General features: G+C 67.7%; 9 protein-coding genes and 2 tRNA genes. 2 read left to right on the plus strand and 9 right to left on the minus strand.

Annotated elements, in window-relative coordinates:
• Positions 1-22: 22 nt before the first annotated feature.
• Both AB0280_RS19735 and AB0280_RS19740 read right to left on the minus strand, forming a co-directional pair.
• Complete coding sequence (locus AB0280_RS19735) at positions 23-1477, minus strand: dihydrolipoyl dehydrogenase family protein (RefSeq protein WP_366368490.1); 1455 nt, start codon at positions 1475-1477, stop codon at positions 23-25.
• 76 nt (positions 1478-1553) lie between these two features.
• Positions 1554-1630: transfer RNA gene (locus tag AB0280_RS19740), tRNA-Arg, on the minus strand.
• 276 nt (positions 1631-1906) lie between these two features.
• Here AB0280_RS19740 and AB0280_RS19745 point away from each other — a divergent pair.
• Positions 1907-3739: a phosphoenolpyruvate carboxykinase (GTP) gene (locus AB0280_RS19745; RefSeq protein ID WP_159632947.1), complete on the plus strand. Its 1833-nt coding sequence runs from the start codon at positions 1907-1909 to the stop codon at positions 3737-3739.
• Positions 3740-3825: 86 nt separating this feature from the next.
• On the opposite strand, the gene AB0280_RS19750 is transcribed toward AB0280_RS19745, so the two are convergent.
• The 4 genes from AB0280_RS19750 to AB0280_RS19765 form a co-directional block, all read right to left on the minus strand.
• Positions 3826-4986, minus strand: a complete 1161-nt coding sequence (locus AB0280_RS19750; RefSeq protein WP_224024926.1) for a globin domain-containing protein — start codon at positions 4984-4986, stop codon at positions 3826-3828.
• Between the two features lie 140 nt (positions 4987-5126).
• Positions 5127-5576, minus strand: a complete 450-nt coding sequence (locus AB0280_RS19755) for an RrF2 family transcriptional regulator (protein ID WP_159632945.1) — start codon at positions 5574-5576, stop codon at positions 5127-5129.
• A 15-nt stretch (positions 5577-5591) separates the two neighbouring features.
• Complete coding sequence (locus tag AB0280_RS19760; RefSeq protein ID WP_307487997.1) at positions 5592-6089, minus strand: hypothetical protein; 498 nt, start codon at positions 6087-6089, stop codon at positions 5592-5594.
• Between the two features lie 6 nt (positions 6090-6095).
• A complete protein-coding gene (locus AB0280_RS19765) occupies positions 6096-7514 on the minus strand; it encodes a phosphomannomutase/phosphoglucomutase (protein WP_275180903.1) in 1419 nt (472 codons plus the stop codon).
• Positions 7515-7665: 151 nt separating this feature from the next.
• On the opposite strand from AB0280_RS19765, the gene AB0280_RS19770 reads away from it, so the two are divergent.
• Positions 7666-9870 (plus strand): RecQ family ATP-dependent DNA helicase, encoded by a 2205-nt coding sequence (locus AB0280_RS19770; protein ID WP_307488000.1) that lies wholly within the window; start codon positions 7666-7668, stop codon positions 9868-9870.
• On the opposite strand, the gene AB0280_RS19775 is transcribed toward AB0280_RS19770, so the two are convergent.
• The 3 genes from AB0280_RS19775 to AB0280_RS19785 all read right to left on the minus strand — a co-directional run bounded on the left by AB0280_RS19775 (position 9794) and on the right by AB0280_RS19785 (position 12233).
• Positions 9794-11275: an MFS transporter gene (locus AB0280_RS19775; protein WP_307488004.1), complete on the minus strand. Its 1482-nt coding sequence runs from the start codon at positions 11273-11275 to the stop codon at positions 9794-9796. The genes AB0280_RS19770 and AB0280_RS19775 overlap by 77 nt on opposite strands.
• 237 nt (positions 11276-11512) lie before the next feature.
• Positions 11513-11601, minus strand: a tRNA-Ser gene (locus tag AB0280_RS19780).
• Between the two features lie 107 nt (positions 11602-11708).
• Complete coding sequence (locus AB0280_RS19785) at positions 11709-12233, minus strand: GNAT family N-acetyltransferase (protein WP_307488006.1); 525 nt, start codon at positions 12231-12233, stop codon at positions 11709-11711.
• Positions 12234-12236: the final 3 nt, after the last annotated feature.

The following is a 12236-nucleotide window of genomic DNA, read 5'->3' on the forward strand; positions in this document are numbered from 1 at the left end:
GACTGGTCAGTTCAAATAGAGCTCAGAGACCGTACTTCTCCAGGAGGCGGAGCCACACCTCACTGATGGTGGGGTAGGAGGGGACGGCATGCCACAGGCGGTCCAGCGGCACCTCACCCACTATGGCGATGGTGGCGGCGTGCAGCAGCTCGGCCACATCCGGGCCGGCGAACGTTGCGCCGAGGAGAACCTTCCGGTCTTCGTCGACCACCAGCTGGGCCCAGCCGTCGTAGTTCTCCGAGTGGAGGGAGGAGCCGGCAACCTGGATGGGGAGCTCCACGGACGAGGCGTTGTACCGGTCCTTCCTCGCCGCCTTCAGCGTCCGTCCCACGCCGGCCAGTTCGGGGTCGGTAAAGACCACGCTGGGCACGGCATGCTGGTTGGCCGTCTGCGCGTAGCGCGTCCAGTCCTCCGGGGTCCCCTTCAGCCCGCCCTTGGCCCGGGCGGCAATGGCGTCACCCGTGGCGCGGGCCTCGTATTTGCCCTGGTGGGTGAAGAGGTTCTTGCCGGCGGCGTCGCCCACGGCGTAGAGCCAGGGATCGTCGCCGGGTATTTCGCGGACCAGGCCCGAGGCGTCCGTTGACAAGGACAGGTGGCCTGATTCGTCGGGCTCGAAACCCACGCTTTCCAGGCCCAGGCCCTCCAGTGCCGGGTGGCGGCCGGTGGAGACCAGGACCTTGTCCGAGGTGACGGTGGTTCCGTCGCCAAGGCCTACGGTGAGGGTTCCGTCGTCGTTCCCGCTGATCCGCTCCGTGGCGGTGTGCAGCCGGAGTTCGACGCCGTCCGCCCTCAGTCCCGCGGCGACCAGGGCCGCGGCCTCTTCCGGAAAAGTGCCCAGCAGTGCGCTGCGCGCCACCAGGGTAACGCTTGAACCAAGCCGGGCGAAGGCCTGGGCCAGCTCTGCTCCGGCCACACCGCCGCCCAAAACCGTCAGCCGGTCCGGGACCTCGCTGGCCGACGTTGCTTCGCGCGTTCCCCAGACCTGCACGTCCTGCAGTCCCTCAATGGGCGGCATGTTGGGGGTGGAGCCCGTGGCAAGCACCACGGCATGCCGGGCCCGCAGGAGGTGCTGCGTGCCGTCCAGGCCGGCCACCTCGACGGCCTTCGGCCCGGTCAGCCATGCATGGCCGCGCACCAGTTCGATGCCGGTGTCCTTGACCCATGAAACCTGGCTGTCATCCTGCCAGTTGGAGGTGAAGTAGTTGCGGCGCTCCAGGACGGCGGCGGCGTCCAGGGTGCGCGTGACCGCCTCCTTGGCCCCCGGGGTGGTCTGTGCCCCATGGAGCGCGGTGCCGGGCCGGAGGAGTGCCTTCGATGGCATGCACGCCCAGTAGGAGCATTCGCCGCCCACCAGTTCCGCCTCCACGAGGACGGCCGTCAGGCCGCCCTGGACCACGCGGTCGGCCACGTTTTCCCCTACGGCGCCTGCGCCGATAACAACAACATCAAATTCGCGCCCAGCGGCCTCGGGATTCATGACCAAAGCCTAGCCGGGGACGGCCGGCCTGACAGCACAAAAAAGGTCCGCACCGGCGAACCGGTGCGGACCTTGTTGGTGCGCCCAAAGGGATTCGAACCCCTGACCTTCTGTTCCGTAGACAGACGCTCTATCCAGCTGAGCTATGGGCGCATTCCGTGTCCCGGGAGAAGAACCGCTCTCCCCGAACCTCGAATTACTTTACGCGAGGTGCGGCCCGATGCCAAATCGAAGCGGCTGTAATCTGTGCGACTAGACCGGTCTAGGTGACCTTCGTCACTTAATCGGCGTTTTCGCGGCAACAATTCCTTGATTTCCCGCGGAATTCACTTTCGGTGACCGGATATGTCAGTCAAGCTCCCCAAAAACTCCACTGGTCCGGACCATAGCATTTAGGACACACCGATGAACCCGAGGAAGGGAACTGCAATGGGCGATCTGGCGCAGAAGCCGCTGCTTGAGAAAGCACCCACCACACATGCCGGCCTGCTGGCATGGGTCGAAGAGGTTGCTGAGCTTACGCAGCCGGACCGCATCTACTGGGTTGACGGCTCCGAAGAGGAAAACACCCGCCTCACGGACGAGCTCGTTGCTGCCGGCACCCTGACCAGGCTCAACCAGGACCTGTTCCCGAATTCCTTCGCCGCGTTCTCCGACCCCGCCGACGTAGCCCGGGTTGAGGAGCAGACCTTTATCTGCTCCGAGAACAAGCGCGACGCCGGCTTCACCAATAACTGGATGGACCCGCGGGAGATGAAGGACAAGCTGCGCGGCCTGTTCGCCGGTTCCATGCGCGGCCGCACCATGTACGTCATCCCGTTCGTCATGGGACACCTCGACGCCGAGGACCCCAAGTTCGGCGTCGAAATCACGGACAGCGCCTATGTTGTTGCGTCCATGCGCATCATGGCCAACATCGGCACCGCAGTGCTGGACAAGATCACCGCGACCAACGCCTTCTTCGTTCCGGCCCTGCACTCGCTGGGTGCACCCCTGGCGCCCGGCCAGGAAGACGTGGCATGGCCCTGCAACCCGGACAAGTGGATTGTCCACTTCCCCGAGGAGCGCTCCATCTGGTCCTTCGGCTCCGGCTACGGCGGAAACGCCCTGCTCGGAAAGAAGTGCTACGCCCTGCGCATCGCCTCGGTCATGGCACGCGACGAAGGCTGGCTGGCCGAGCACATGCTCATCCTCAAGCTGACCTCCCCCGAGCGGAAGACCTACTACGTCTCCGCCGCCTTCCCCTCCGCCTGCGGCAAGACAAACCTCGCCCTGCTGGATCCCACCATCGAAGGCTGGGAAGTGGAGACGCTGGGCGATGACATCACCTGGATGCGGATCGGCAAGGAAGGCGAACTCCGCGCCACTAACCCGGAAGCAGGCCTCTTCGGCGTTGCCCCCGGCACTGGCTGGGGCACCAACCCCAACGCCATGCGCGCCATCGCCAAGGGCCACAGCATCTTCACCAACGTCGCCCTGACCGACGACGGCGGCGTGTGGTGGGAAGGAATGACGGACGAGGTTCCGGCGCACCTGACCGACTGGCAGGGCAACTCCTGGACCCCGGATTCGGATAAGCCCGCAGCACACCCGAACTCCCGCTTCTGCACGCCGATCGCACAGATCGACATGCTTGCCGAGGAGTACTACAGCCCCGAGGGCGTGGAGCTTTCGGCCATCCTCTTCGGCGGACGCCGCAAGACCACTGTTCCGCTGGTCACCCAGGCCCGCAGCTGGACCAATGGCATCTTCATGGGCTCCACCCTGTCCTCCGAGACCACGGCCGCGGCCGCCGGCCAGGTTGGCGTGCTCCGCCGCGATCCCATGGCCATGCTGCCGTTCATCGGCTACGACGCCGGCGACTACCTGAAGCACTGGATCAGCGTCTCCGGCAAGGCCAACCCGGAACGCCTGCCCCACATCTTCCTGGTGAACTGGTTCCGCCGCACGGCCGACGGCGGCTTCGCCTGGCCCGGCTTCGGCGACAACGCCCGCGTCCTCAAGTGGGCCATCGAGCGCATCGAGGGCAAGGCCGACGCCGTCGAGACCCCCATCGGATACGTCCCCGCCGGGCACGCGCTGGACCTCACCGGCCTGGACCTCACCCACGCCCACGTAGAGGACGCCGTCCGCGTCGACCGCGAGGAGTGGGACACGGAGCTCGCCTCCATCGAGGAGTGGTACGCCAGGTTCGGCGACTCGCTGCCCGAGGCCCTGCGCTCCGAGCTCGATTCCCTGAAGGCCCGGATGGCCCAGCACTAGCAGCCGCCCCCACCTTCCATACGACGACGGCCCCGCACCTTTTCGAAAAGGTGCGGGGCCGTCGTCGTTCACGGAGGCGCCGGAAATCAGCTGGCGAGCCAGATGTCCGGGCCGAAGACCTCGTAGTGGATCTTGGTGGCCGGGATGCCGGCGTTGATGGCCTCGTTGCGGATGTTCTTCATGAACGGCAGCGGGCCGCAGAGGTACAGGGAGGCGTCGGCCGGCAGGTCGACTTCACGCAGGGACATGAATCCCTGCTTGGCGCCGTCCACCGGCTTCTCCAGCCAGAGCTGCAGTTCGGCACCGTCCAGGCGTTCGACGTCGTCCGTCATCTGGCTGCGCAGGGCCCAGCTGTCCAGGGTGCTCTCGGCGTGAAGCACCAGGACCTGGCGGTCGGAGCCGGACTCGGCGAGGGAACGGAGGATGGAGGCGGTAGGGGTGCAGCCGATGCCGGCGGAGGCCAGGACGACGGGTCCGTCGCCTTCCTTGAGCGTGATCTCGCCGTAGGGGTTGGAGATCTCGACGACGTCGCCCACCTGGACGGTGTTGTGCAGCACGGGGGAGACCTCGCCGCCGTCGTCCAGCTTGGTGGTGAAGGTGCGGCTGGTGCCCGCGTCGCCGGAAAGGGAGTACTGGCGCACCTGGCGCAGGCCATCGGCAACGGCCACCTTGACGCTGATGTACTGGCCGGGAAGGGCCGGGGTGACGGGGGTGTCGTCCGCGGGCTCCAGGGTGAAGGTCATGGACCCGGTTCCTGCGGGGGTCTTGGCCGCCACGCGCCACGGCATCCACATTTTGTCATTGGCCTGGGCTGCGTAGAGGCCCTTCTCGAGCTTGATCAGGGCATCGGCCATCAGCCAGTACACCTCGGTCCAGGCTTCGGCGATCTCGGGCGTGATGACCTCGGCCAGGTCCTCGGCGATGGCGCCGAACAGGTGCTCGTAGACCACCTGGTACTGCGGTTCGGTGATGCCCAGGGATGCGTGGCGGTGGGCGATGCGGGAAAGGACCGTCTCCGGCAGGGTGCCCGGGTTGTTCACCAGGTGGGTGGCGAAGGCGGCGATGCTCCCGGCCAGGGCCTGCTGCTGGTTGCCGGAGCGCTGGTTGGAGCGGCTGAACAGGCCATCCATCAGTTCGGGGTGCGCCGCGAACAGGCGGGCGTAGAAGTTGGGGGTGATGGAACCGATCCGGGAGCCGACCAGCGGCAGGGTGGCCTCAATGACGGGGCGGGACTTGTCCGAGAGCATCTGTACTCCTGAGGTTATGGCCGGGGCCTTCGTCCGGCCGGATGAAAACTCATATTTGAAATGCGAGTATTTCTGCCTCAGTTCTACACCTTGTAGAAGTTTGAAATCAAACCGGGAGCTGGCACCCGGATACGGGGCACTCAGAGGCCGGGACGGAGGCCGATCATCTGGAAGACCGGCGCCATCTGCCGGGCCTGGGGAAGGTCTCCGATCACCACCGAATCAAGCTCGGCGTAAAAAGCCTCCCGCGCACGGGCCAGGGCGCCACGCAGCCTGCACTCGTTGATCAGGGGGCAGTTGCCGGCCGGGGACACGCAGTCCGCGGGATCGGTGCGGGTATCAAGCTGCCGCAGGATCTGGCCCACCGTGGCGATGCGCCCGGCATGGCTGAGCCGTGAACCGCCGGACCGGCCGCGCACCACTTCGATCAGGCCCATGGTCCGCAGCCTGGCCATGGCCTTGCTGACGTGGTTGTACGGTGTCCCCACCGAGTCCGCGATGCTCTGGGTGGTGAGCAGCGTGCCGTCCGGAACCGCTGCGAGCACCATGAGTGCCCGCAGGCTCACGTCAGCGAAGGCATTGATCTTCATGGCAGCAAATCCGGTCTAGTCCACCCAGATGACGGGCTCGCTGGCATCTGCACCGAGCTCGCCGAATTCCCAGGACTGGGTGGTGGCGTTGGCCGAGTAGGGGAGCACCGCGGCGAAGAGGGAACCATCCCGGTGTTCAGCCGCCACGTGGATGGCGTCCGAATCTTCCTCCACCAGCAGGATGTCGCACACCACGGCAGCGGCGCGGAAGTCGTCCCGGTTCTGGCGGAGGAGGGCCTGCAGGTCGTGGATCATGGCGTCGGCGTCAAAGTCCGCGTCGCTGCCCTCTCCGGCATCCGCGGGAGAGACGGCAACCAGCCGCACTTCGCCGTCGTTCTGGACGGTCAACGCGAAGGGCAGGAAGCCGCCGTTGCGCTGGAGCTGCTCCTGGGCCGCGCTGACGCCCGTGCCCAGGAGGTTTTCCAGGTCCGTTGCCGTGGCTTCGGAGACGGAATCATGCCAGCTGTCCTGCCCGCTGTTTCCGTCCGCTGCCTGCCCGGTATGGTCAGTCATCCGGTGCTAGGCCCGCACCAGGGAAAGGACGCGGTCGCGCACGCGTTCCATGGTGGCCCGGTCCGTGGCCTCGGCGTTGAGCCGCAGGAACGGTTCGGTGTTGGACGGGCGCAGGTTGAACCAGTAGCTGCCGTCGTTGGCCGTGAAAGTGCTGCCGTCCAGGTTGTCGATGGTGAGGTCCTCGTCCGCGAACGCCTGGCGCACGCGCTCCACCGCTGCCGGCTTGTCCTCCACCTCGGAGTTGATCTCGCCGGAGCTGACGTAGGGCTCGTATTCGCGGGCCAGTTCGGAAAGCGGGCCGTCCTGCTCGCCCAGCGCCGCCAGGACGTGCATGGCGGCCAGCATGCCGGTGTCAGCGTTCCAGAAGTCGCGGAAGTAGAAGTGCGCGGAATGCTCGCCGCCGAACACGGCACCTTCCTTGGCCATGACTGCCTTGATGAAGGAGTGGCCCACCCGCGTGCGGACCGCACGTCCGCCGTCGTGCTCCACCAGTTCCGCAACGGCGCGGGAGGTGAGCAGGTTGTGGATGATGCTGGGCGTTTCCTCGCCCTGGGCCTTGGCGCGGGCGATTTCGCGGCGTGCCACCATGCCGGTGATGGCCGACGGCGAGACGGGCTCGCCCTTCTCGTCAATGACGAAGCAGCGGTCGGCGTCGCCGTCGAAGGCAAGGCCGATGTCCGCTCCGTGCTCGATCACTGCGGCCTGCAGGTCGCGGAGGTTTTCCGGCTCCAGCGGGTTGGCCGGGTGGTTGGGGAAGGAGCCGTCCAGTTCGAAGTACAGCGGAACGATGTCGAAGGGCAGCTTGGGCAGCAGCGTGTCGCCCAGCACCGCCGGGGTGGTCAGGCCGGCCATGCCGTTGCCGGCGTCCACCACTACTTTCAGGGGGCGGGAGGCGGAGAGGTCAACGAGCTTGCGGAGGTACTCGGAGTAGTCCTTGAGCACGTCGCGGACGCTGATCAGGCCGCGGGCGCCGGCGGCGGGGATGGAACCGGAGTTGAGGTACTGCTCCGCGAGGGCCTGGATGTCCTTGAGGCCGGTTTCGGAGGAGATGGGAACGGCGCCTGCCTTGGCCATCTTGATGCCGTTGTATTCGGCGGGGTTGTGGCTGGCGGTGAAGGTGGCTCCGGCGCGGTTGAGGAAGCCGCAGGCGAAGTACAGCTCGTCGGTGGAGATCAGGTCCAGGAGCTCCACGCTGGCACCCCGGGTTGCCGCTCCGTTGGCGAAGGCCTTGGAGAACTCGGGGGAGGATGGGCGCATGTCGCCGCCCACCACGATGGTCTGGCCTTCGAGCTGCAGGACATCCACGAACGCGGCCCCCACGGCTTCGACGATTTCGGCGGTGATCGACTCGCCCACAATCCCACGGACGTCGTAGGCCTTGAAGGATGCCGAGAGATCAAATGTCGTTGTCTGTTCGCTAGTCACGGGCTTTATCTTACGTGTGCGGCGCATGTGGCCAACGGGTTTGGGGAGAACTTGCGTCACAGCGGTGGCTTTGCAGCGCGTGCCCGGCAGGTTTCCACATAGCGGCGCGATCGCTGTGCGGGGTGTCGGAGGGTGCTGGGATACTGAATCAATGGCCAATAACCAGTACGCTTCCACAGTTTCCGCTACCGCAGTTGCAGAGTCGGCAGGCCCGGACGGTCCGGGGACCGCCACGCACGCCGAGGCACTGGAGGTCCTTCGGGGCCTGGTAGGGAACCCGGGCGCCGTTTTCCACGACGGCCAGTTTGAAGCCATCGAGGCATTGGTCGACGGCGGGCGGCGGGCCCTGGTGGTCCAGCGCACCGGCTGGGGCAAGTCCGCCGTGTACTTCGTGGCATCGCTGCTGCTGCGCCGCCGGGGAGCCGGGCCCACGCTGATTGTCTCGCCCCTGCTGGCCCTGATGCGGGACCAGGTGGCTGCCGCCGCCCGGGCAGGGGTCCGGGCCGTGGCCATCAACTCAGCCAACCAGCTGGAGTGGGACACGGTCCGTGAGCAGCTGGCCGCGGACGAGGTGGACGTCCTGCTGGTGTCCCCGGAGCGGCTCACAAATCCGGCGTTCCGGGAAACCCAGCTGCCGGAGCTGCTCCGCCGGACCGGCCTGCTGGTCATCGACGAGGCGCACTGTATTTCGGACTGGGGCCACGACTTCCGCCCCGACTACCGCCGGATCGCGGACCTCATCACCCGGCTGCCGGACACGGTGCCGGTCCTGGCCACCACCGCCACGGCCAACTCACGGGTGGTGCACGATATCGAAGAGCAGCTCGGTGCCGGGGTCCTGACCATCCGGGGCTCCCTGGGCCGCGACTCACTGCGGCTGGGAGTCCTGTCGCTGCCCAATTCCAAGGAGCGGCTGGGGTGGCTGCTGACCCACCTGGCAGACCTTCCCGGCAGCGGAATTATCTATACCCTGACCGTCTCCGCGGCGGAGGACACCGCCCGGCTGCTTTCCGAAGCGGGGCACAATGTGCTCGCCTACACCGGGCGGACCGATCCGGCGGACCGGGAGCGGGCAGAGCAGCTCCTGAAGGACAACCAGGTCAAGGCGCTGGTGGCCACGTCCGCACTTGGCATGGGGTTCGACAAGCCCGATCTTGGTTTCGTCGTCCACCTGGGCGCCCCGTCGTCGCCGGTGGCCTATTACCAGCAGGTGGGCCGCGCCGGCCGTGGGGCCGCGAACGCCGACGTCCTGCTGCTGCCCGGATCCGAGGACCGGGAGATCTGGCAGTACTTCGCCACGGCGTCCATGCCGTCCGAGGAGAAGGCGGCCGCCGTGCTGACGGCGTTGGCAGAGGCAGGAACGGCACTGTCAACGGTGGCGCTTGAAGCCCGGGTGGACCTTCGCCGCACGCCGCTTGAGCTGCTGCTGAAGGTCCTGTCCGTGGACGGGGCGGTGGAGCGGGTCGGCGGCGGCTGGCGCTCCACGGGCCAACCCTGGGTTTACGACGCCGAGCGCTACAGCCGCATTGCGGAGGCCCGGGTGGACGAGCAGGACTCCATGGTCATCTACCAGGACACGGCCGGTTGCCGGATGGAGTACATCACGTCGGTCCTGGACGACGAGACAGCCCGTCCTTGCGGCCGGTGCGACAACTGCGCCGGCCAGTGGTTCCCTGCGGACGTGGCCGCCGACGCCACGGCGGCGGCCAACCAGACCCTCAGCAGGGCGGGCGGCGTCTTGGAGCCGCGTCTTCAGTGGCCAAGCGGCATGGACCGTCTTGGGGTGCCGGTGAAGGGGAAACTCAAACCGGCTGAGGGCCTCTCGGAGGGGCGCGTCCTGGCCCGCCTGACGGACCTCGGCTGGGGCGGCGCCCTGCGGGAACTGTTTGCCGCCGGCGCGGAGGACCGGCCGGTGGACCCGGGCATGCTCCAGGCCTGCGTCCAGGTGTTGCGCGAGTGGGGGACCGGTGATGGCCGGAACCCGGGGTGGAGCGGGGTGGGCAGGCCGGCCGCGATCGTGGCTGTGCCGTCCCGTGGCAAGCCCCAGCTCGTGAGCTCGCTGGCCCGGGGAATCTCGGAAATCGGGCGCATCCCCTACCTTGGTGAGCTGCAGCTGGCCCACGGCGGACCCACCGGCGGCCGAGGCGGCAACAGCGCATACCGGCTGGCGGGAGTATGGGACCGGCTGGTGGTGGGTCCCGAGCTCGAGGCCGCCCTGCAGTCCGTCCAAGGCCAGCCGGTGATGCTCATCGACGACCTCACCGACAGCCGGTGGACCCTCACCGTCGCGGGGCGCGCCCTTCGGCAGGCCGGGGCGGGAGCGGTTCTGCCCCTGGTGCTGGCCCAGGCCGGCTGACTGCTGCCCCCGCGTGCCGGGGGAGCAGGATGCTGTCCGCGGTGCTTGCCAGCATCAGGACCGCCATCGCCAGGAAAGCGCCGCGGAATGGCCCGGCCGGATCCTGGGCCGCGGAGGACAGGCCCTCGAAGGTCCGGATCAGCAGGGCAGCGATGGCGATGCCGGAGCCTGTGCCGAGCTGCACCAGGGTGGCGGACACGGTGTTGGCGGAGGTCAGCTGCGCCGGGGGAATGTCCGCGTACTGGACCGAGGCGTAGGCCGAAAAGCCGATGGAGCGGAAGGCGCCGCTGCACACCAGCAGTGCGGCCATCAAAGCCACCGGGGTTTCCGGTGTCAGGAAGGCGCAGAGGGCGAACGTCACGGCTGATGCCAGCGAGGCGAACACCAGCATCGCCTTGAAACCGAACTTCCGGATCAACGGCGTGGTGGCCGGTTTGATCCCGATGTTCCCGACGAACACTGCTGCCACCAGGGCGCCGGCGTGCAGCGGCGACCAGCCGAACCCCGCCTGGAACATCAGCGGCAGCAGGAACGGGACGGAGCTGATGGTGACCCGGTACACGAATCCGCCCGTGGCCATGGCCCGGAACGTCCTGGTGCGGAAGACCTGCAGGTTGAACAGCGGATGGGGAGCCCGTCGCATCCACAGGACCGCCCCGGCCAGTGCCGCAATCCCGGCCGCAGCGCTGATTCCTGCCCAGGGCAGTCCCGGGTGGCTGCTGGCGAGCTCCAGGCCGGTCACCAGGGCACCGACGCCAACCGTTGTCAGGAGCATTCCCGGCCAGTCCAGCCGCCGGCCGGGATCTCCGGCCACCGCCGGAACCAGCCGCAGGGACGCCACGAAGGCGGCCGCCCCCAGCGGAAGGTTGACCAGGAAGATCCAGTGCCACGACAGGTACGTCGTGAGCGCCCCGCCCACCAACGGGGCGAGTACGGGTGCCAGGAGCCCGGGCCACACCAGGAACGCGGTGGCACGCAGCAGCTCGGACTTCGGGGTGCCGCGCAGCACCACCAGGGTGCCCACCGGTACCATCATGGCGCCGCCGGCACCCTGGGCAATGCGGCTCAGGGTCAAGGTGGCCAGGTCCTGGCTGAATGCACAGGCCAGGGACGACAGGGTGAACACCGCGATGGCAGTGCAGAAGATCCGCCTGGCACCAAACCGTTCCGCCAGCCAGCCGCTGAGGGGAATGCCGATGGCCACCGTCAGCAGGTAGGCGGTCATGGTGATGTTGACGTCGGCGGCGGGGATGGCAAAATCCGCCGAAATACTGGGAATGGCGGTGGTGAGGACCGTGCCGTCCAGGAATTCCATGAAGAACGCTGCCGCCACCAGGAGTGCCAGGCGCGGATTCCATGCTGTCTGGACGACGTCCGGGTGGTGTGGGTTGCTGCGTGCCGCCATGGGCCAATCCTGCCACCGTGGCTCCGGCGGCGCCCGCCGCGTCCGACTACCGGACAGCGTTTTCCGACGGTTGCCGAGCCATGCCCCGGAGAGTCATAAGGTTGTTCGCGTTTCCGAAGCTTGAACGCCCGGATCTGCGAAGCAGCCCGGGACTGACGGGGCCCAGGCTGCAGAGGCCGTCGTGCAGCTACTCCTGGAAACGCAAAAGGCCCCGGTCCAAGGGACCGGGGCCAAACGCGGAGACGGGGGGATTTGAACCCCCGGTCGAGTTTAACCCCGACCCTTCATTAGCAGTGAAGTCCATTCGGCCGCTCTGGCACGTCTCCAGTTGCTATTACTAGCCCACCAAGGATACGCAGATCCGGCCATGCAGTGCAAAACGGTGCCCGCCACCGGCGCCGCCCCCGGTAAACGGGGTTCGGCTGCTCCGCGCTCAGCCCTGCGCCGGGCGGACCATCCGGATCTCCGGGAGGTCCTCCCACTCCGGCAGGACGTCCGCTGCGCCGTCCGGTGCAAAGCCGAAGCGGCGGTAGAAACCGATGGCCCGGCTGTTGGCGGCTGCCACCCAGAGGCTCGCCGCCCTGGAGCCGATGGCCGCGTCCAGCAAAAGGGCGCCCAAGCCAAGACCCTGATGCGAGGCCAGCAGGTACAGCCCCCACAACTCCAGATCTCCGGAGGCAGGCGGCGGATGCCCTTCCGGGGAGCCGGGGGCAGGCAGCCGGCGGGAACCGGCGAACCCCACCACCGTCCCGCCGTCGCACGCCACCCACGCTTCGGCGGGTTCGGCCCGGTCCAGAAGGTGCTGCCAGAGCCGCAGCCGGTCTTCCGGGTCCACGGCGGCGAGGAAGGCATCGGACAGCATGCCCCGGTAGGTCTCCTGCCAGCAGCGGACGTGCACCTGGGCCAGCCGCTCCACGTCCGCGGCAACGGCCCGCCGTACCGCCAGCCCGGGTGCCATGGC

It is taken from the genome of Pseudarthrobacter sp. 902506025 (genome assembly GCF_040702325.1).
Taxonomy (GTDB): Bacteria; Actinomycetota; Actinomycetes; order Actinomycetales; family Micrococcaceae; genus Arthrobacter.